Genomic DNA, 20976 nt, shown 5'->3' on the forward strand with positions numbered 1-20976 from the left:
CAACGTGCAGACGGCCTGACACTTGCCCTTTATCACCGCAACAGACCGCTACATTTTCCGGCTCGTCCTGATGCCGATGCTGGGCGTGTTCGTCATCGCCGCATCGCTGCTGATGCTCGACAAGATGCTGCGGCTGTTCGAAGTGGTGTCCAATGAAGGCGGCCCGGTCGGCGTCGTCTTCCGCATGTTGCTGAACATGATTCCCGAATATGCCAGCCTGGCCATTCCGCTGGGTCTGTTGCTGGGTATCCTGCTCGCCTTCCGCCGCCTCGCCACATCGAGCGAGCTGGATGTGATGCGCGCGGTCGGCTGGAGCTATACGCGTCTGCTGCGCGTGCCCTATCTCATCACGCTGGGTATGGTGGCGCTCAATTTCGCGATTGTCGGCTATCTCCAGCCCATCGCACGCTACTCCTATGAACGGCTCGAATATGATCTGCGCTCGGGCGCACTGGGCGCCTCGATCAAAGTGGGCGAATTCACCACGCTGGAAGACCGGATGGCGCTGCGGATCGAGGAAAGCGAAGATGGCGGCAATCGCCTGGTCGGCATTTTCGCCCGCGTGGCCAACGATAAGGGACAGGTCCTCTCCATTTCCGCCCGCGAGGGCCAGTTCCTTGCCAATGCCGAGGATCGCAACACGATTATCCTGCGTCTCGCCGACGGCACGATCATTCAGGACCAGCCCGGCCAGACCCCGCGCGTCCTGAGCTTCACACGCCACGATCTGCCGATCGATCTGCCCGCCATCGAACGCTTTCGACAGCGCGGCGGAGACCGGGAATATATTCTGCCCGAACTGCTCAAGATCGGCTGGAACCAGGAAGCCCCGCGTGCAGACCGCACAGCCAGTCTGGCCAATTTCAACTATCGCATGGTGGAAGTGGTGATGATGCTGATGATGCCGCTGCTGGGCGTGGCTCTCGCCATTCCGCCCAAGCGATCGACATCGGCGCTGGGCGTCTTCGTCTCCATCGTGATGGTGGTCGCCTATCACAAGGTCAATCAATACGGTCAGTCGGTCGCCGTTCTGGGCCGGGTGGATCCCTGGCTGGGTCTGTGGGGGCCTTTCGTCATCTTTTCGCTGCTGATCGGCTGGATGTATTACCGGGTCGCCTATGTCCCCGGCGGACAGGCCATCGGCGCGCTGGAATCGGTCTTCGCCAAATTCGCCAAATGGATGCGGAAGCTGCTGCGCCAGCATCAGCGCCGGATCGAACATCCGCCGAAAGAGGAGGAAGACAATGCTGTTTGATTTCTTCCCTTCGCGAACCCTGACGATCTATCTCGCCAAAACTTTTTTCCTGCGCATCTTCGCCGTGCTCATCATGCTGGTCGCGATTTTGCAAATGCTCGACCTGCTGACCGAAAGCGCCGATATTCTGGCCTATCCGGGCAATAGCGAAGCGCAGCTCTGGACCTATGTAACCCTGCGCGTGCCGCAGCTTATCGCCCGTTTCCTGCCCTATTCGGTGCTGCTGGCGACGATCATCACCCTGGCGACGCTCAATCAGAACAGCGAAGTCATCGCGATGAAATCGGCGGGCATGTCGGCGCATCAGATTCTTGCCCCGCTGCTGATAACCGCAGCGGTGATTGCAGGATTGTCTTTCACTTTTAACGAACGGATCGTGACGCGCTCCACCGCCACGCTCAAAGCCTGGAGCGCAGCCGATTACGGCCCCGTTCCCACCGAAAGCGCAGTACGCAGCAATGTCTATCTGAACGATGGCGGCGATATTCTCTATGCCGCCGTGGTCAGCGGATCTGGCGACAATATCGTGATGAGTGGCGTGACCTACTATCAGCGTGACGAGCGGGGGATGATTACCCGCGAATTGCGCAGCGAGGATGCACATTACGCCAATCCCGGCTGGCGCCTCAAAAGCCCGACGCTTTTCGATGTTCAGACCGCCGATACACGCAGTCTGGGCGAAGATCTGCTGATCGCACGGGGGCTGACGCCGCGGCAGGTCGAAATCAGTTCGGTCGATCCCGATTCCCAGCCGCTGCCGCAATTATCCGCCTCGATCGCTTCTTTGCGCGATGCCAATCGCCCCACGGCGGAGCTGGAAGGCAAATGGTGGCACAAGATTTCCGGCCCGCTTTCCGCCGTACTGATGCCGCTGCTGGGTGCCGTGGCCGGTTTCGGCCTTGCCCGCTCGGGCCAGCTTTTCGTTCGCGCAGTGATCGGCATGGCTTTGGGATTTGCCTATTTCGTGGTGGATAATGCCGCGCTCGCCATGGGCAGTTTTGGTGGATACCCTCCTTTTCTGGCCGCGTGGCTGCCCTTCTTTTTGTTCCTGCTTGTCGGTGAAACGGTGCTTATACGGACTGAAGAGTGATTTTTGCGGGAACCATGCAAGGCTCCGGACGTCGTGAGTAAATGACCGCAAAGGAGACGACCATGAAACGTATCATTCTTCCCGCCCTGTCGGGCGCTACGCTGCTGGCCCTCGCCGCTTGCGGTGGAGAACCGCAGGAAGCCACTTCTGACGACGCCATGATGACCGAAGATTCGACCATGACCGATGACACGATGGCGACCGATCCCATGGGCGAAGATCCGATGATGGATGAAACGACATCCACCGACGATGCGGCCCCGATGGATGAAGCGACACCGGAAGAAGAAACCACCTGATCCGCGCTTCCGCGTATATGAAATTCAAAAAAGGGCGCATGGAGAACGGCTTCATGCGCCCTTTTTGCCCCTGTGAAGGAATGAAAGGAACGGATGATGAAAAAGCACTCTATTCTGCTCGCCGCTTCCGGCCTGCTTGTTCTGGCCGCCTGTTCGGAAGCCGAAGCGCCGGGCACTCAAAGCGAAAGCGAACAGACCGCTTCTGACGACACTTCCGCCGATCGCGTGCCGATGAGCAGCGATTCCGCTGTCGATCAGGACAATGAAGACCGGATTACTATCGATGAAAACGGTGTGTCGGCCACAATCCGGGACGATGGCAATAAAGTCTCGCTGGATCATGACGGTGACGTCTCGGCCAGCGTTAAAACCGACTGAGCCAGTCGATCACCTATGTTTAAGGTAAGGATCGGGGGGGGCGCTTCCCGCAGGCTGCGCTCCCCATTTCTGTTATAGACGCTCCTGGCCCGGTCGGCCTCTCAGTCGGCGCCGGCAGTTTCGTATTCCAGCCCTGCGTGGGTCCCGACTTTCAGTTCCCCTGAAAACAAGGAATCCAGCCTGTCGCAAACATCGTTGCGGAATTTATCCCGGCGGATGGACCGCGGACAGGTCAGCGCGATTTCATCGGCAATCGAGGCCTTGATACGATCAAGCGCAGCTTCGTCGAGCACCCCGGCACCGTGCAATTCCTTGCAAAGCTGAACCAGCCCGGCCGCGGTAGCCTGCGCACGAAGGCCGACATCTTTCAATTCGTAATGCTGATTTGATTTTTCGATCGTCACTTTCAACCAACCCTCTCTCTATTTTATACCATCTCACCCTATAGCCGCCTCTGGCTGATGAAACCAGCAACAGGCGCGGTTCCCATTCCGCTCCGCCCGCTTATCGCGACAGGTCAGACGGTGAGATTATCGCCAACGGCCATTTGATGTCCAGTTACTATAGCACAATCGGGCAAGGTCGGATAACCATGCCCGCAACATGCCGGATCTCGCCGGTATGCCGATGATTGATGGATTACAGGCAGCACGGCTTCGCTCCAGCTGCCGTCAACAGGACGTTTCGAATGGGTGAAGTGACCGTTACTCCGGTAACCGCAAAGCGCGATTTCAAGAGCTTTATAGACTGCGGATACAGGCTGAATGCGAATGATCCCAACTGGGTGCCGCCGCTCAAAGCCGAAATGGTCGAACTGCTGACGCCGGGCAAAAACCCGTTTCACGACCATGCCCGAATGCAATTGTTCCTCGCCCGCAAAGACGGGCGCGTGACAGGGCGCATCTCTGCCCATATCGATGAACTGGCTCTCACGCAGCCATCCGAACAGGGCATGGGACCGGGCACCGGCAATTGGGGCCTGCTCGATGCCGAAGACGAAGCGACGGCCAAAGCGCTGATTGCACGGGCCGAAAAATGGCTGCGCGAACAGGGCATGACGCGCGTGCTGGCCCCTATCAGCCTGTCGATCTGGGAGGAGCCGGGCCTGCTCGTGAAAGGGCACGATCATCCGCCGACCGTGATGATGGGCCATCACGATCCCAAATATCAGGCATGGATCGAGCGTGACGGCTATGAAAAGGCCAAATCGCTGGTCACTTATGATCTCGATATTACCGAAGAATTTCCGCCGCTGATTCAGCGGGTCATCGCTTCGGGCGAACGCAATAAGAGGATCAATGTCCGGCAGGTAGAAATTGCTCATTTCGACCGCGAAGCGCAGATCATCATCGATATTCTGAACGAAGCCTGGTCGAAAAACTGGGGCTTCGTGCCGTTCACCGAAAAAGAAAAGGAACATATCGGCAAGAAGCTCAAGCCGCTGGTGCGCGAAGATCTCATCATGATTGCCGAACTGGATGGAGAGCCCGCCGCCTTCATGATTACCCTGCCCGATGCCAATGAACCGATTAAGAAGATTAACGGCAAGCTGTTTCCCTTCGGCTGGCTGACCATGCTGCGCTGGCTCAAAAATCCGCAGGTCAAAACCATGCGCGTGCCGCTGATGGGCGTGGTCCAGCGTCTCCAGAACAGTCGCATGGCCAGCCAGCTCGCTTTCATGATGATCGAATATATCCGTCGCAATTCGGTGAGCCGCTATGGCGCGACGCGCGGTGAAATCGGCTGGATTCTCGATGATAATCAGGGAATGATCGCCATTGCCGATGCTATCGACAGCAAAATCAATCGCGAATACCGGATTTATTCGAAGGATCTTTGAGGCGGTTTACCCGGCCACCCGGCCGTAACACGTCTATCTCTTGCAGCCCTGGCCGTCCTCCGGGAACTTTCCGGCGTTTTCCTACGTTATTTTCCTGAGTTCTCAAGAGGTTCAGGATCAGGGCACGCCCATGAAGCATAAAGGCAAAAAGGCAAAATCCGGGCCTGATCTGGGGCGTATTCTGGTGGTCGAGGATGATGCCGTTCTGGCGCTCGATCTGGAAGCGGCTCTGCTTGAAAACGGCGCGAGCGATGTGGCGATCTGCTCTTCGCTCGCCTGCACCATGACCGCGCTCGAAAAAGCCCGGCCCGATGCCATTGTGCTCGATATTCACCTTGCGGACCGCAATGATGGCTGGGCGCTGGCCGAACTGGTCGATCAGCTGGGGCCGCGTCGCCCGAAAATCATTTTTTCGACCGGCGCACCCGATGTCATTCCTCCCGAAATTGCCGGGCTCGGCACGATCCTTCCCAAGCCATACGATCCGGCCGATCTTATTAGCCTGCTTTCCCCTGCCAGACCGGTCGGCCTGTTTTCACGGCTGCGCGCCTCGATCGGCTGAACCACCTCTTACAATTTGTCTGGCCCTCTTTGCCCGCTTTCTGGCCCTGTTCGGTGCCGTTCAGGCCCCGTTGTCCTATGCGCCTGCGACGCGCTCAAAATTTCAATAAGTGATTGTAATTTGATAAAAAAAGGCCTCTGCTCTGATAATTCAGAACAGAGGCCTTTCGGGATCGTATCACCAGCCGTTTTGGACGGGAGGGGGCTCGGCGGTGATATAGCGATAATGACTGGCAGAATGATCGGTTCCGCCCTTGCGAGACATTTTATGCCTTTTTTTCCGTCTGATACTTCCTAGATAATGGCCGAGGGGCGCGGCGTGTAAACGTCGGCCATGGAAATGACCCGGGGCAGGAACTCCTTGTCTCCACAAGCGTTTTATGCGCGCCGAAATTATCGGGAAGGTATAATATGTCATTAGGGGCAGCAGTTGCCGCACATCTCCCATTCCTCCGTCGCTACGCCCGGGCACTGACGGGATCTCAGTCCACTGGCGATGCTTTTGTTCAGGCAACGCTGGAAGCCGCTCTTGTCGACGAGGAACTGGCCAATTCACTGAAAGGCGGCCGGGTGCCGCTTTACCGCGCTTTCAACAAGATCTGGTCAAGCGCTTACCTCGAAGTCGGCGATGACGATCAGCCACTCCCCACCGCAGCGCATGAAGCCGCCGCACAGGGTCAGTTGCGCCGGATCACACCGCTCAACCGTCAGGCACTTTTGCTGACCACGGTGGAAGACTTCTCTCCCGCGGAAACCGCCCAGATCATGAGTCTGGAGAAGGATGAAGTCACCAGTCTGGTGCAGGAAGCCGTTGCGGAAATCGATCGCGAAAGCGCCACCAACGTCCTCATCATCGAGGATGAACCGCTAATTTCCATGCAGCTCGAAGATCTGGTCCGCTCGCTGGGCCATGATATTTGCGGCACAGCTGCCACCCGTACACAGGCACAGGAAATCGTGGCCAACAATACGCCCGGTCTGGTGCTTGCCGATATTCAGCTCGCCGACGGATCGTCAGGCCTCGATGCAGTCGATGATATTCTCGCCATCGGATCGGTCCCTGTAATCTTCATCACCGCTTATCCCGAGCGCCTCCTGACCGGTGATCGCCCAGAGCCAACCTATCTGGTTACCAAACCTTTTCAGGAAGATACGGTGCGCGCCGCGATCAGTCAGGCCTTGTTCTTCGGATCAAGCCGTCCACTCGATTAAACAAGCAGGCAGCAAACAAAAATGGCCGCAAGCGCTTCGCCTGCGGCCATTTTCATGCGCGGTCTATATATCTCAGGGAGCCAGCCCGGCTTTTGTAACCGCAAGCATATCTCAAAGATTTTTCAGACTATCCGGCTTTGGTGCGCGCATCGCAAAACGCTTCGGCTCGCGCACAGGAATGGTCAGAACACAACTCACACCTTCTGGTTCAAAACGCAGATCCACCGGGTTACCGACTTCATGCGCCACAATTTTCTCGATCAGATCAATCCCGAAACCACGCCCTCGCTTCGGCGGAACCGGCGGACCGCCACGTTCCTGCCAGGTGATCCGTACCAGATCATCTCCCAGCATTTCCCATACAACGGACACCACCCCGCCAGTCCGGCTTAAAGCGCCATATTTTGCTGCATTGGTGGCCAGCTCATGAATCGCAAGGCCTAGCGACAGAGCATCATTGGGGGCCAGTTGCACTTCGGCACCTTCCAGAGTGACCTCATGGTCGCCCGATTGCGCATAAGGCAACAATTCAGCCTGAACGACCGCTCGAACCGGTGTTGTCCCCCAATCCGATTGCGTAAGCAGGTCATGAGTAGCAGACAGCGCACGGATACGCCCGTCAAGACCATCCGCGAATTCACCGAGATTATCCGCCCTGCGCCGCGTCAGCGCGATAATGGAAAGAACATTGGCCAGCGTATTCTTGACCCGATGGTTCAGCTCACGGGTAAGTGAATTGCGGATCGAGGCCTGTTCTTCCAACCAGCGCAGAGCGGCCTCATCTTCCATCGCCTGTGCCGTCAGAATGCGTATCAACACGGTGAGGAGCATGGCTACCAGGAAGCCGAAGATCAGTGTCGCCATGGACAAGCCCGACAATGTATCCGTGCGTGCGCCATGTAGCTCAAGCACCCAGGGATGGTTCGCGATGGTCACCACCTGCCTCTCGGTCATACCCCAATCTTCTCTTGGGAGACCGTCTATCTGGGCAAGGAGGGACTGAGGCCCAACATTTTGATCATAAACGCTGACACTGAAATTTCCGGCCCCTTCCAGCTCCAATGCGGAAGCGAAGAAATCCTGCGCATTGAAGGGGCTATAGATAAAACCTTTCAATGCCCGCCCGCCCGGCGCAGGTTTGAACACCGGCATATAAATGAGGAAACCTGGTTCGGGGTCCTTCCCCTCCTGTTTCAGCACCACCTTACCGCTGGCCGTCGGACGTGCGGTCCTTTCGGCTTCGAGCATAGCAGCGCGCCTTACCGGCTCCGAAAACATATCGAAGCCAAGCGCAAGACGGTTGCGCTGCGTATCGGGTTGCAGGAATGTTACCGGAGCCGAGAACGCTTGCGCCGGTCCGGGACGAGGATGAAGCCGGATATTGCCCGGACCTTCCCGCTGCATCAGTTCGTTAAAAGCGGCGACCTCATCGGGGCGTACAACCTGCGCCCAACCAATACCATCGGCTCCCCTATATTCGGCATCAAGACGCAATTCGCTGACAAATCGCCGGAAACGCGAAGCCGGCACGTCATCCATCATAGCCAGCAGGGCGGCACCGGCTCGCAAATAAGCACTGCTGGAATTGGCGCGGCGTTCCAAAGCAGAGGAAATAGCGGCCGCTCGAGTGCGCAATTGCGCCGCCGAGCGCTGATCTTCGCCCCTTTCGATTGCGTAGACGCTTAAAGCAGTGATCGCAGCAATAAGGAGGAAAATCGTCAGCGGAACCGCGCGCGGATACCGGACCAGCCACTGTTTCGTACTGCTGCCAGACCCGGCCAAACTGTCCTCCAACCTCAATCACCCGATCTGTGTTCTGGCACTCCTGTGCGCCCGTCATGAGATCGCTTGGAGACAGACCGTTAGCTTAGCGCATTGACCTTCAGGTTCACAAAGATAACCAGAAATTCAAAACACAGTGAGCAGGGAACCATACTGACGCGAATTCGTTCCATACTCACACTTATTTATCAGAGGCAATCTGACAGGCCGCATCTCCATTCTCACAAGGCAGATCCTGTCAGAGATCCGGGGCAAAAACGCAAATTTATGGGGCGGTCAAACGCATTTCGCATGACAGGCACTGACAACAAGACATCACCCTCCACCGATAAGGCAAAAAATAAGGACGGGCAGGAACCTGAATGGGCCAGCGGCCTGAAACAGTTATATAATTCGGTAGTCAATGAGCCTTTGCCGGATAATTTCAAGGATCTCCTCGCCAAGCTGGACGATGGCGACAAATAATGAGCAATCAAAAAGAGAACAGCAAACGCACGCCGCCTGAACGCAGCGCGGAGGACAAACGTTCTTTCAAACGGGAACTGACAGAAGTCGTCCCGCATCTGCGAGCCTTTGCGCGCGGTCTTTGCGGACGGCCCGATATGGCGGACGATCTCGTACAGGAAACACTCTTAAAGGCATGGGCAGCACAGGACCGGTTCGAGCCGGGCACCAGTATGCGCGCATGGACCTTCGTTATTCTGCGTAACGCCTATCTCACAGACATGCGCCGTAATCGCTTCCGCGGCGAATATGATGAAACTGTAGCCGAGCGTATTTTGACGGCTCCGGCGGGTCAGGAAGAACCGCTGCATCTTTCCGATATGCATCGCGCTTTGCTGACACTTCCACCCGAACGGCGCGAGGCCTTGCTACTCGTCGGTGCGGGCGGCTTTTCCTATGAAGAAGCGGCCAATATCTGCGGTTGTGCGGTGGGTACGATCAAGAGCCGCGTGGGACGAGCCCGGGCAGCTCTGACCAGCATGATCGAAGATGGCGATATTCCAGATCGGTCGATTGACGATCCTTCTGCCCACCGGGCTATTCTCGAAGAGCTCGACAATGTTGCCGCCAATGGCAAAGCCGCCACAGCTGGCAAATAAAATGCTGCACATTAGCCATAATTGCATGAGCGCTGCTTGAAGCGCTCCTGCCTGCGAACCATTTATAGTCGCCAATAGGAGACGAGGCGAAAATGAGTTCGCAACAGGGGCCTGATAGAAAAGACAGTCCATCTTCATCATCGGAAATGGCCGATGACTATGCGCATTCGGCACACAGCGGCACTATCGGAGAGGCTGCTGAGGAGCAGCAACCTGCGATGACCTTTGCAGCGCAGGAACTGCGCCTTATTTCCGCTCTTGTTCTGCTGCTGGCGACTGGCCTGTTTCTTGCTTTGCCTTTCGTCCTGTCGATTGGGGCGGTAGTGTTTCTTCCCCTCGTCACAGCTCTGATGCTGACGATCATTCTCTCTCCCTTGGCAGACCGTATGTCCATGATCGGCCTGCCCAACATTTTGTCGTCACTGCTCGCACTTCTCTTTTTTCTCGCCATTCTCATTCTGGCGCTGGGTGCCGTTTTGCAACCGGCTGTGCGCATGTTTGACGATGTGCCGGCTATGGTGGATCGAATTGGAGAACATTTCTCCCACCTCAAAGGTAGCTTGGACTGGGTTAGTGAACTCAATCGCCAGATTGCCAGTATCATCAATGACAGCAATCAGGATCGCGTAGTTCTTGCCGGCCCGTCAATGCTCGAACAGCTCGCTTTCGCGACACCCAGTGTCGTTCTGGAAGTTTTGCTCACCTTTTTGATGGCATTCTTCATGATCGAGGCGCGAGTGCGGATGCGCTATCATCTGCTGCTCGACCGGGCCCATTTTGGCGCCAGCCTCAAAGCGGCCCGTGTTATTCGAGATGTACAGGATCGCGTTGCTTCCTATATTCTGACCGTGGGCCTCATCAATGCCGGTGTGGGGATTATCGTTGCGCTCGGCGCATGGGCGTTGGGCCTGAGCGCTCCGATCATGTGGGGCGGCCTTGCCGCCTTACTCAACTTCCTGCCCTATATCGGGCCGATGGCGATGATCGCCCTCCTGATATTGTTCGGCCTCGGCACGGCAGATGTCCCGCTGGTCGGTATGGTCCCCGCAGCTGCTTATCTATGTTTGCATACAGTCGAATCCAACGTGGTCACGCCATCCATTCTCGGCGCCCGCTTCACTATGAATCCTGTGCTGATACTCATCGCTCTCAGCTATTTCAGCTGGATCTGGGGTGTAACAGGCGCACTTCTTTCCGTTCCGATCCTGCTTTCAATCACCGCACTGATCGATCACCTCGGAAAACCGAACTTGATAGGGTTTATTTTCGGAGAGCCGCTTTTTTCTTCCAACCCCCTAACGGCGCCGCCCCCTGATGACTTGTCCGTCGCCCAATAACAGACATTAAAAAAACCCGCCGGAAAGTATCCGGCGGGCTTTTGTCAATCTGCAAACGAAAATCAGGCAGAATATTTCCAAGCCGAGCCGCGCGCGAGATTTTCAGCAGCGAAATCCCAGTTCAGCTTCTTTTCGATTACTTCTTTCAGATAAGAGGGGCGCGCATTCTGGTGGTCCAGATAGTAAGCATGTTCCCAAAGGTCGATCGTGAGCAGCGGGTTGAAATCGGAATCCGCCAGCGTGTCACCATCATGTGTTTCTTCGAGTGAAAGCTTGCCACCCTTCTCTGCCAGCCAGACCCAACCACTTGCGAAGTGGCCGGCACCGGCCGCTGCGAGCTTCTCCTTAAGCCCGTCGAACGAACCGAAAGCTTCGTCGATCTTTGTCGCAAGATCGCCGCTCGGCGCGGTCGTTTCACCGGTGAGGGATTTCCAGTAAAACCCGTGATTCCAGCTTTGCGCAGCATTGTTGAAAAGACCCTGTTCGCTGCCCCGCGCCTTGGCAATGACGGTTTCCAGATCGTCATTAGCCTTGTCGGTGCCTTCAATCGCAGCATTTGTCTTGTCGATATAGGCCTTATGGTGCTTCCCATGGTGAAAGCTAAGCGTTTCCGCGGAAATCGCAGGAGCGAGCGCGTCCGCATCAAAAGGCAACGCCATCAGTTCAAAAGCCATAAGTCTCCGTCCTCCATTGTACAAAAGGGGTTGTTCGTGAGCCCAACGTCCGAAAAAGCGCATGGTTGCAATTGCAATCGATTCTCAGGCCTGTTCCAAATTTGAGTGTCGGTCGATAGCAGACGTGACAGCTACATTCATGGTCACGTTGCCGATAGTGCGCATAAGATCGGGCAACATTTCTACTGCAACGAGCAAGGCCAGCGGTCCGATCGGAACTCCCATCGCCAGAGCAATGGGGCCAATCGAGGTGACAAAACTGACCGCACCAGGCAGGCTGACCGAGCCCATAGTGGTAATCATCGCAACGGCAGCACCTGCAGCCAAAGCGGCAGGCGTCAATTCCACTCCGGACAGATGCGCGACATAGATCGCTACGGCCATATTCATAGCCGGGCTCGTTGCGCGAAAGATTGCTACTGCCAGAGGCAATACGAAATCAGCCGATACGTCCTGCACCCCCAGGCGACGGCAAGAAGCAAGCATAGCGGGGAGACTCGCAAGCGAACTCTGCGTGGACACGGCAACAGCCTGTGCGGGAAAGACTTCCCTGCCGAAATCTATCAGTCTTTTGCGCCCTATCCATACCGCCAGCGGATAGGCGGACAGCAGCACGATAAAGCCCAGGCTCGACACAAGCAGGACATAGTGGCCCAACGTCGCCACTGCGCCGCTTCCCGCCCGTGATGCCAGCCCGAGTGCCAGAGCAAACACGCCGGCAGGTGCCAGCCAGAGAATCCAGCCGATCACGATCAGCATGGCATTACCGAGCGCTTGGAAAAACCCGTGCAGCAGATTACGCTGCGCTACTGGCAATCGGGCGATTGCCACTGCCAGCCCCGCAAAAAAGACAATCACCGGCAGAATCGCATTTTCCGCGGCTGCTGTAACCACGTTGGGCGCAACCAGCGATTCAAAGAATGCCCCCAGCCCAGGCACTTGCTGAGCCTCGACCGATGATATCTGCAAAGCGCCACGCGCCCCATCCGGAATGGGGAAAACATGCAGTAATGCCGGAACCAGAAAGCACGCCAATATCGTTCCGCAAGCCAGAATAGCGATAAAGCTCGTTAGCGTGCGACGCGCCATTGCTCCTGCTCGCGCAGTATCCACCATCTTGACGATACCGATCACCAGCAGAGAAGCCACGAGCGGAATGATTGTCATCTGGAGAGCACGCAGCCACAGATTGCCAACCGGGCCGGCAACCAGCAGAACAGGCGTACTGAAAGCGCTACCGGCCAGAGCCCACCCCAGCAATAATCCGGCAACGAGACCTGTAAAGGTCCAGCCCGCAGGAAGATTGATATCCTCTACTGTGTCAGAAACGCCGGATGCGGCCATCAAACTCCCCTGTCCGCCGGATTTCGCGGGTGACATAGGGCGTCGAAAGCGTCATGGCAAATGAGCAATCGATCATTTGTCCTTTATCCGTGAGGAGAATAAATCATCATGGGACGCAGCTATTTCGGAACCGACGGAATTCGCGGACGCGCCAATGCAGGTGTGCTGACAGCCGCGACTGCGATGAAAGTCGGTCAGGCTGCAGGGCGTCACTTTCTACGGGGACAACACCGCCATCGTGTTGTCATTGGAAAAGATACCCGCCTTTCCGGTTATATGATGGAAACCGCTCTCGTTGCCGGCTTCACCAGCGTGGGTATGGATGTGATCATGACCGGGCCGCTCCCGACACCGGCTATCGCTCTCCTCACGCGGGAAATGCGCGCCGATATCGGTGTGATGATTTCTGCCAGTCATAATCTTTTTGCCGATAATGGCATCAAACTCTTCGGTCCGGACGGGTTTAAGTTATCCGACGATGATGAAGAAGCCATAGAACGCGCATTAGATGAAGGGCAGGAGCTGGCGCAGGGCGATCAGATAGGCCGGGCCAGACGGATAGATGATGCACGCGGACGATATATTCATGCCATCAAACAGACGCTGCACGACGAAGTGCGTCTGGACGGCCTCAAAGTGGTTGTCGACTGCGCACATGGGGCAGCCTATAATGTCGCCCCTTCGGCCATCTGGGAATTGGGCGCGCAGGTCATTGCCATGGGCGTTTCTCCCAATGGCCTTAACATCAATGACGGTGTCGGCTCGACCGATCTCGCAGCGATCAAGGCCCGTGTAGTAGAAGAAAAGGCCGATATCGGCATTGCTTTAGATGGTGACGCTGACCGGCTGATCGTGATCGACGAAAAAGGTGAAACCATCGATGGCGATCAGATTATGGCACTCATTGGTACCAGGCTCGCTGCCAATGGCGCACTGCGCGGAGGAGGTGTCGTCGCCACTGTGATGTCTAATCTCGGACTGGAGCGCTTTCTCGCCAATTCAGGCCTCGACCTTATCCGCACCAAGGTCGGAGACCGCCATGTTCTCGAAGCTATGCGCAAAGGCGGCTATAATGTAGGTGGGGAGCAATCTGGGCACATGATTCTACTGGATCATGCTACGACCGGCGATGGATGCATTGCAGCTTTGCAGGTGCTGGCAGCTTTGGTGCAATCGGGGAAGCGGGCAAGCGAATTGCTCCATCTTTTCGATCCAGTGCCTCAATTGCTGAAAAATGTTACCTATTCAGGCGGCGACCCGCTCGGGGATACACAAGTCAAATCTGCCATTGCGGAGGCAGAAGCTGCGCTTTCGGGCAAGGGCCGCCTTGTCATTCGCAAGTCGGGCACAGAACCCAAGATCCGCGTCATGGCCGAAGGTGATGACAAGACACAGGTCGAACAGGTTGTGGACGATATTTGCGCTGCCGTAAAAACTGCTGCGGAATAGAATGCAAAGCGATGACTGCACTAATAGATATCCAAAAGGAGTAGCGCTCATAAGCTACCGAATGGTGGTATGGGGCTGGACAATCCACCGCCGCCCAACCATCTGCCATCCATGAACGAAACCACTACTCCGCCCCGCATATTGTCCATCGCCGGTTCTGACAGTTCTGGTGGTGCAGGCATTCAGGCCGATCTCAAAACCATCACCATGCTGGGCGGCTATGGCATGACAGCTATCACAGCCATTACGGCACAAAATACGTGTGGTGTGACTGGGGTCGAAATACTCTCTCCCGATATGGTGGCCGCGCAGATCGATGCCTGTATTGAGGATATCGGCGTGGATGCAGTAAAAATCGGCATGCTCGGCTCCCCAGACATCGCGCATATCGTTGCCGAACGGCTCGAAGCTGTTTCGGCACCGGTCATTTTCGATCCCGTCATGGTTTCGACCAGCGGCTCGGTTCTGGCCAGCGAAGCCACGATTGCTGCCTTTGAGCGCTTAATGGCTATAGCTACATTAACGACACCCAATATTCCCGAACTCGAAGTGCTTGGCGGCGCGGACAAAATGACTTCCCGCAATATAACCTATCTCGCCAAAGGTGGCGATGCAGAAGGCCCAACGGTGATCGACCGCCTTGTCTGCCCCGGTTTGGATGAGCGTGTATGGGAGGATGAACGCATTATCACACGCCATACTCATGGCACCGGCTGCACACTATCCAGCGCAATCGCCACATTGCTAGGGCAAGGAATCGATCTGGAAAACGCTATTAGCGAAGCGCGTCAGTTCACCAGAGAGATCATGCTGGCAGCGCCCGGTTTTGGCAATGGATATGGCCCAATGGGACATCAGGCCTTTGAATCCCGTATCGCCCGCTAATCATCCGAAATCATGAGCATACACGAGTGGTTGCATGCCATTCACCAGTCGAGTTCATAGAACTTGGCAATATGCTGCCATGCTTCCTGCGCGGTTTCACACCAGTGGAACAGCTTCAGATCGTCATGATTGATCGTGCCTTCATCCGCCAAAGCTTCAAAATCGATCACCCGGCTCCAGAAATCCTTACCGAAAAGCAGGATTGGAATAGGTTTCATTTTGCCTGTTTGTACCAATGTCAGGAGTTCGAAAAATTCATCGAACGTCCCAAAACCGCCGGGAAAGACCGCTACCGCACGGGCTCGCAGCAGAAAATGCATTTTACGCAGAGCGAAATAATGAAACTGGAAGGACAGATAGGGTGTCACATAGGGGTTCGGCGCCTGCTCATGCGGCAGAACAATATTGAGCCCGATGCTCTCTGCGCCCGCCTCCGAAGCACCTCGGTTGGCGGCTTCCATGATCGAAGGCCCCCCGCCTGAACAGACAACGAACTGGCGCAATCCATCTTCAATGATGGATTTTTCACTCACCATTCGCGCCAGACTATATGCTTCGGTATAATATTTAGACTTAGAAACAAGATTGCGCACCACCTGCTTACGGTCTTCGGGCAGGTCTGATTCCAACGCCGCCTCTGCGGCTTCGGGTGGCGGGATGCGAGCAGAGCCATACATGACCAGCGTAGAACCGACCCTCGCCTCATCCAGCAGCATTTCCGGTTTCATCAATTCAAGCTGAAAGCGAACCGGGCGCAATTCTTCCCGCAGCAAAAACTCTGTATCTCGGAACGCCAGACGATAGGCAGGATGTTCTGTCTGTGGAGTGCTTAAAGGATTTTTTTCGACGAAACCGGCTTCCTGCTCAGCCCGGTAGAACTTGCGATCGACCAGATCGCGTTCTTTGTCTTTGTGCTTTCCGTCGTGTTCACTCACACATCATTCTCCTCAACGCTGCCTGTGGCAGCCGCGTGCAGCCCTAAGCCTTCCACACCAAAATGGAAAGACGCAGCGTCTGGCGGGTCGTTATGTTCCGGAAAACTTGGATGCCCCGTGAGGATTCGAACCTCAATTGACGGAGTCAGAGTCCGTAGTCTTACCATTAGACGACGGGGCAACCGGTGAGGCGCGCAACTAGGCGGCCTGAAACGAGTCGTCAAGAGGGTACTTTTGCATCGACTACCCTTCCGCCCATAGCCGCGCTTGCCCGATGGTAATCGCTTCGCTAGCTTGGTTATCAGGTACCCGATTTGTGACCGGGCAGAACGATAAGAAAGAAAGTACAGTTGAAATGGCGGACACTTCTCCGCCGGAACGGAAGCGGGACAAAGGCAAAAAGCCGCGTGGCAAGAAGTCTAAGCCACGTCCGCCAGCCAAGGATTCCCGCCCTTCCGGTGACAGGCAAGAGGCGGAGCAGGCAATGCCCAAAGCATGGCGTCGCCCGCCCCACAAACAGTTCCGGCAAGCTTATGCCGCGATTGATCTCGGCACCAATAATTGCCGCTTGCTGATTGCCCGACCCTCGGGCGAAAATTTCGTGGTAATCGATGCGTTCAGCCGCGTCGTACGGCTGGGTGAAGGTATCGCTCAGACCAATCGACTAAGCGATATAGCGATGGATCGCGCTGTAGGTGCCCTCAAGATTTGTGCCGAGAAGCTACGACGGCGCAATGTCCATCTCGCCCGGTCGGTTGCGACGGAAGCCTGCCGTCGCGCGGATAATGGGGCGGAGTTTATCCAGCGGGTAAAAGATGAAACGGGTATCGTGCTGGATGTCATCTCCGCTCAGGAAGAAGCCCGGCTCGCTGTTCTGGGCTGCCACATCCTGCTCGAAGACGGGCTCGGGCCAGCCATGATCTTTGATATTGGGGGTGGATCGACTGAATTGGTGCTGATCGAACCAGGCGGCCCCGTACCACGAATTCTGGACTGGCAATCAGTGCCTTGGGGGGTGGTCTCGCTCACGGAAACGGTGGGCGAAGAGTTACCCGGTGCTGACGCTCGTGCAGAACGATATGCCAGAATGCGCCAGCTCGTTGCAGACAGCTTTGCTGACTTTGCCAAACGCGTCGCACCAGCACGCGCACCCGATCTGCGTCTACTGGGAACCAGTGGTACGGTGACGACGCTGGCCAGTCTTCATCTGGATCTTCCGCAATATGATCGCAAAGCCGTAGACGGCCTGATTGTACCATCAGACAGCATGCGCGATATTTCACAGCGCCTTTCCACCATGTCGCCACGCGAACGACGCAAACTTCCCTGTATCGGAAATGAGCGCGCCGATCTGGTAGTAGGTGGGTGTGCTATTCTCGAAACCATTCTCGATATCTGGCCGGCCCCTCGTCTCGGCGTCGCCGATCGCGGTATCCGCGAAGGTATTCTGCGCTCGCTTATCACATCAGATACTGAAGGGGTTGAAGCGCAGGCAGCTTTGCACAAACTCAAGCGGGGCAAAGCATGATCCCCCTCCCTCTCCTGGCTGGACGTTTAGTGTCCTTGCCCACATTGCAGAAAGCTAAAGGCTAATGGCCCGATCAGGACGCAATCCCGATAAGCGTGTGCGTACCGCACGCAAACGCAGCGCTTCCTCCACACGCTGGCTGGAACGGCAATTGAACGACCCATATGTGAAACAGGCCAAGGCAGACGGTTATCGCAGCCGTGCTGCTTATAAGCTGATTGAACTGGACGAAAAATTTGGCCTGCTCAAAAATGCTTCGCGTGTCGTTGACCTGGGCATAGCACCCGGCGGATGGAGCCAGGTGGTGCGCAAAAAAAAACCAAAAGCAGCCATTGTGGGCATTGACCTTCTTCCCACAGAGCCAATTGAAGGGGTCACTATATTCCAGATGGACTTCATGGACGATGCCGCTCCCGCCATGTTGGAAAAAGCGCTGGATGGCCCTCCCGATCTGGTCATGTCGGATATGGCGGCGAATACGGTGGGTCACAAACAGACTGATCATTTGCGCACCATGGGGCTGGTCGAAACGGCAGCGGATTTCGCCATCCAGACACTGGATACGAATGGCGCCTTCATTGCAAAGGTTCTGGCTGGCGGCACCGATCCGCAATTGCTTGCACTGCTCAAGGCTCATTTCACAACCGTAAAGCATGCCAAGCCCCCAGCCAGCCGCAAGGGCTCCTCCGAATGGTATGTGGTAGCACAGGGTTTCAAACCAAGAGTAAAATAGTCCCTGTTTTCGAAGGGAAGAGGGAGAAATTGCCCTCTCCTCCTTCCCGGCAACTATTTCTGCAGGTGGCCTATAAAGAATTCGGACAGACGCCGGGTCACATAGTCGATCGGCCCGGTAGACCGTCCGACGGTATGTTCGCCGCCCGGTACAACTAACAGATCGAAATCCTTATCCGCTTTTACGAGCGCATCAACGACCTGCATGGTTGAGGCTGGATCGACATTGCTATCCTGCCCGCCGACAATCATGAACAGATCACCTTGGAGGCGAGCAGCATTGTCTACACCGGAAGCCGCAGAATAGCTGTCATCCACCGGCCATCCGAGCCATTGCTCATTCCAGCTAATTTTATCCATACGGTTGTCGTAACAGCCTGCCATGGCCACCCCGACTTTGTAGAAGTCTGGGTAAAAAAGCAACGCATTCAGGGTACTTTGCCCACCTGCTGAAGCGCCGTATATCCCTACACGGCTAATATCGTAGGATGGGTCTTTTGCAGCCAGTGCACGATGCCAGAGAATCCGGTCTGGAAAACCAGAATCCTGCAGGTTCTTCCACGCGACATCCTGAAAAGCTTTGGAGCGATTTGCTGTGCCCATGCCGTCAATCTGGACCACAATGAAGCCGAGATCGGCCAGAGCCTGCATACCAATCACTTTGTCGCCCCCCGAATGATAGCCAAAAGGCCAGAACCGCTTGGGCACAAAACTGTCATGCGGGCCGGCATAAATATTTTCAATCACAGGGTATTTATGGCTCGGATCATAATCGGTTGGCCGAACCACCAGGCCCCAAATGTCGGTTTTACCATCGCGCCCTTTTGCCTTAAAAACTTCAGGGGAACGAAAACCTGCTGCGGTCAGGCGAGTAATATCTCCCTTGGTAATAGTCGCAATCAGATGACCGTCACTGCTGCGATGCAATTCGCTAACAGTCGGGAGGTCGACGCGTGAATAATTATCCACATAATAGGACATATCCGGAGAAAACCGGACGATATGATCGGCTCGCTTGGGCGTAAGGGCTATAAGGTTGCGGCCATCAAAGTCCACTCGGTAATAATGTCGGAAATAGGGATCTTCACCGGGGTTCATACCGCTGGCAGCGAACCATATCTGTCGCTTTTCATCATCGATCTTGACCACCTTGCGCACCACCCAGTGGCCCTTGGTAATCTGATTTTTCACTCTCCCGTTACGGCCATTGATCAAATAGAGGTGGTTCCAGCCGTCACGCTCCGAAGCCCAGACAATCTCTTTGCCCATATCATTCACATCATGTGAAAAGCGTCGGTCGGCATAAACAAAGGTTTTGGCCGTTTCGGTCACTGCGGCATGAGCCTTGCCCGTATCGGCATTCACAGAAATGATCCGCGCCTGCCCGAATCCACGTTTCACATAATCGAAAGCAACACTATTGCCGTCTTTCCGCCAGCGCGGAGCAGAGAGCTGATAGGGATTGGGAAACAAGCTCGGATCGATATCGATCTGACTTTGCTTAGCGACATCGAACAGAACAGGCTGTTCCTGATCGATCGCATCGCCCGGTTTAGGGTAGAGCTGGCGACGCAAAACAGGCTGAAGCTGATCGTCAGGTGCGGCCTCAACTTTCAGAACATAACGAGCAAAGCCCGGCTTGACGCGATAGATCATAAGATGACGACTGTCCGGCGACCAGGCGATTGTCTCCGGATCGTAGAAATTCCCTTTCGACCCGTCCTGACTAAGTCTGACAACGCCACCATCGTCGACTTTTCGCACAACGAGATTGTTATCTTCGACAAAGGCTTCCCAATGGCCATCGGGAGAAATACGTGGGTGGTTATCGGCGGGAACACTCAAATCGCGGACCACGCCAAAACCCCGCGGACGTCCCGGATAGGTCTGTTCTTTACATTGATAATCGGTCAGCGTGCAACGCCAGCCATTATAATGAATGGAAAAAGAAATCGCTCGCCCGTCATCGGCATAGTCAAACTCAGAAAAAGGCAGATGCAACGCATCCACTTTTTCTCCGGTCACTTCGCTTAGCGAATGAGCAAGCCGCACCTGATCGAAAGCCGGTGTTTTGGCGAGGGTTTTTCTGTCAACCGTTTCGAAACGAAACCCACCTTCCACCGTCTTGCGATAGGTAAAAGCACTACCATCGGGAAGCCAGCTTGCCGGCCATGCGATCTCGCGGGTGAGATATTCCCAACTTTCCCTTAAATGTACCGAACGCTCTAGTTCCGCCGATGTCGGCTTGGCCTGTGCAAAAACCGGCAAAGTTATAACGCCGCATATAGCAGCCACGGCACAAAAACGGACGGAGCGCAAGGAACGCAGATGCATAGAGCGGGAACCCTCATTGATGCAGTGCCTCAGGCGACAAAAATACACCGCCTCTGATTAAACCCCTTCGCATTACAAACGGGTTCGACTTCTCATATATCGTATACTATGATGCAGCTGTGAGCAATCCAGCCTGCACATAAAGCGGGCATCCAGAATATTGTCAGACAATATTGGCATTTGGTCGAGCCAATTTCATGCGGCAAACGAACGGGAGTAAAACAATTGCGGAAAATTA

At 55.6% G+C, this 20976-nt stretch carries 20 protein-coding genes and 1 tRNA gene; 14 read left to right on the forward strand and 7 right to left on the reverse strand.

Annotated elements, in window-relative coordinates; genetic code table 11:
• Positions 1-22 precede the first annotated feature (22 nt).
• The 4 genes from D6851_RS14910 to D6851_RS14925 all read left to right on the forward strand — a co-directional run bounded on the left by D6851_RS14910 (position 23) and on the right by D6851_RS14925 (position 3022).
• Complete coding sequence (locus D6851_RS14910) at positions 23-1255, forward strand: LptF/LptG family permease (RefSeq protein ID WP_120325707.1); 1233 nt, start codon at positions 23-25, stop codon at positions 1253-1255.
• Positions 1245-2345, forward strand: coding sequence for an LPS export ABC transporter permease LptG (gene lptG, locus D6851_RS14915; protein ID WP_120325708.1), 1101 nt, complete (start codon positions 1245-1247; stop codon positions 2343-2345). The genes D6851_RS14910 and lptG overlap by 11 nt, the downstream gene beginning before the upstream one ends.
• Before the next feature lie 62 nt (positions 2346-2407).
• Positions 2408-2644: a nitrite reductase gene (locus D6851_RS14920; RefSeq protein ID WP_120325709.1), complete on the forward strand. Its 237-nt coding sequence runs from the start codon at positions 2408-2410 to the stop codon at positions 2642-2644.
• Between the two features lie 93 nt (positions 2645-2737).
• A complete protein-coding gene (locus D6851_RS14925) occupies positions 2738-3022 on the forward strand; it encodes a hypothetical protein (protein ID WP_120325710.1) in 285 nt (94 codons plus the stop codon).
• Positions 3023-3123: 101 nt separating this feature from the next.
• On the opposite strand, the gene D6851_RS14930 is transcribed toward D6851_RS14925, so the two are convergent.
• A complete protein-coding gene (locus D6851_RS14930) occupies positions 3124-3426 on the reverse strand; it encodes a hypothetical protein (protein ID WP_238474134.1) in 303 nt (100 codons plus the stop codon).
• 284 nt (positions 3427-3710) lie between these two features.
• Between D6851_RS14930 and D6851_RS14935 the strand changes: the two genes are divergently transcribed.
• The 3 genes from D6851_RS14935 (at position 3711) to D6851_RS14945 (ending at position 6635) form a co-directional block, all read left to right on the forward strand.
• Positions 3711-4862 (forward strand): N-acetyltransferase, encoded by a 1152-nt coding sequence (locus D6851_RS14935; protein ID WP_120325712.1) that lies wholly within the window; start codon positions 3711-3713, stop codon positions 4860-4862.
• 130 nt (positions 4863-4992) lie between these two features.
• Positions 4993-5424: a response regulator gene (locus D6851_RS14940; protein ID WP_120325713.1), complete on the forward strand. Its 432-nt coding sequence runs from the start codon at positions 4993-4995 to the stop codon at positions 5422-5424.
• Positions 5425-5834: 410 nt separating this feature from the next.
• Positions 5835-6635 carry a response regulator gene (locus tag D6851_RS14945; RefSeq protein ID WP_120325714.1) on the forward strand — a complete coding sequence of 267 codons (801 nt, stop codon included), beginning with the start codon at positions 5835-5837 and terminating at the stop codon, positions 6633-6635.
• 111 nt (positions 6636-6746) lie between these two features.
• Here D6851_RS14945 and D6851_RS14950 read toward each other — a convergent pair whose 3' ends face one another.
• Positions 6747-8417, reverse strand: coding sequence for a CHASE domain-containing protein (locus D6851_RS14950; RefSeq protein ID WP_120325715.1), 1671 nt, complete (start codon positions 8415-8417; stop codon positions 6747-6749).
• Positions 8418-8708: 291 nt separating this feature from the next.
• On the opposite strand from D6851_RS14950, the gene D6851_RS17820 reads away from it, so the two are divergent.
• The 3 genes from D6851_RS17820 to D6851_RS14965 all read left to right on the forward strand — a co-directional run bounded on the left by D6851_RS17820 (position 8709) and on the right by D6851_RS14965 (position 10857).
• On the forward strand, positions 8709-8882 hold the full coding sequence (locus D6851_RS17820) for a NepR family anti-sigma factor (RefSeq protein WP_183030124.1): 174 nt from the start codon (positions 8709-8711) through the stop codon (positions 8880-8882).
• Positions 8882-9520, forward strand: coding sequence for a sigma-70 family RNA polymerase sigma factor (locus D6851_RS14960; protein WP_238474135.1), 639 nt, complete (start codon positions 8882-8884; stop codon positions 9518-9520). Before D6851_RS17820 ends, D6851_RS14960 begins: the two co-directional genes overlap by 1 nt.
• Positions 9521-9612: 92 nt before the next feature.
• Positions 9613-10857 (forward strand): AI-2E family transporter, encoded by a 1245-nt coding sequence (locus D6851_RS14965; protein ID WP_238474136.1) that lies wholly within the window; start codon positions 9613-9615, stop codon positions 10855-10857.
• A gap of 62 nt (positions 10858-10919) precedes the next feature.
• On the opposite strand, the gene D6851_RS14970 is transcribed toward D6851_RS14965, so the two are convergent.
• Both D6851_RS14970 and D6851_RS14975 read right to left on the reverse strand, forming a co-directional pair.
• Positions 10920-11531, reverse strand: coding sequence for a superoxide dismutase (locus tag D6851_RS14970; RefSeq protein ID WP_120325718.1), 612 nt, complete (start codon positions 11529-11531; stop codon positions 10920-10922).
• Positions 11532-11615: 84 nt separating this feature from the next.
• A complete protein-coding gene (locus D6851_RS14975) occupies positions 11616-12875 on the reverse strand; it encodes a dicarboxylate/amino acid:cation symporter (RefSeq protein WP_120325719.1) in 1260 nt (419 codons plus the stop codon).
• A 108-nt stretch (positions 12876-12983) separates the two neighbouring features.
• Here D6851_RS14975 and glmM point away from each other — a divergent pair, with 108 nt between their 5' ends.
• A complete protein-coding gene (gene glmM / locus D6851_RS14980) occupies positions 12984-14324 on the forward strand; it encodes a phosphoglucosamine mutase (protein ID WP_120325720.1) in 1341 nt (446 codons plus the stop codon).
• Between the two features lie 111 nt (positions 14325-14435).
• Entirely contained in the window at positions 14436-15209 is a 774-nt protein-coding gene (gene thiD / locus D6851_RS14985; protein ID WP_120325758.1) for a bifunctional hydroxymethylpyrimidine kinase/phosphomethylpyrimidine kinase, read from the forward strand.
• A gap of 41 nt (positions 15210-15250) precedes the next feature.
• On the opposite strand, the gene D6851_RS14990 is transcribed toward thiD, so the two are convergent.
• Complete coding sequence (locus D6851_RS14990; protein ID WP_120325721.1) at positions 15251-16144, reverse strand: LOG family protein; 894 nt, start codon at positions 16142-16144, stop codon at positions 15251-15253.
• A gap of 107 nt (positions 16145-16251) precedes the next feature.
• Positions 16252-16325 (reverse strand) — tRNA-Gln (locus D6851_RS14995).
• A 174-nt stretch (positions 16326-16499) separates the two neighbouring features.
• Between D6851_RS14995 and D6851_RS15000 the strand changes: the two genes are divergently transcribed.
• Together D6851_RS15000 and D6851_RS15005 are read left to right on the forward strand one after the other, a co-directional pair.
• Entirely contained in the window at positions 16500-17672 is a 1173-nt protein-coding gene (locus tag D6851_RS15000) for a Ppx/GppA phosphatase family protein (protein WP_120325722.1), read from the forward strand.
• A gap of 64 nt (positions 17673-17736) precedes the next feature.
• A complete protein-coding gene (locus D6851_RS15005) occupies positions 17737-18405 on the forward strand; it encodes an RlmE family RNA methyltransferase (RefSeq protein ID WP_120325723.1) in 669 nt (222 codons plus the stop codon).
• A 53-nt stretch (positions 18406-18458) separates the two neighbouring features.
• Here the strand turns inward: D6851_RS15005 and D6851_RS15010 are convergent, their stop codons facing one another.
• Positions 18459-20738, reverse strand: coding sequence for a S9 family peptidase (locus tag D6851_RS15010; RefSeq protein WP_120325724.1), 2280 nt, complete (start codon positions 20736-20738; stop codon positions 18459-18461).
• Positions 20739-20976: the final 238 nt, after the last annotated feature.

Source organism: Altericroceibacterium spongiae (assembly GCF_003610805.1).
In the GTDB taxonomy this organism is placed as follows: Bacteria; Pseudomonadota; Alphaproteobacteria; order Sphingomonadales; family Sphingomonadaceae; genus Altericroceibacterium; species Altericroceibacterium spongiae.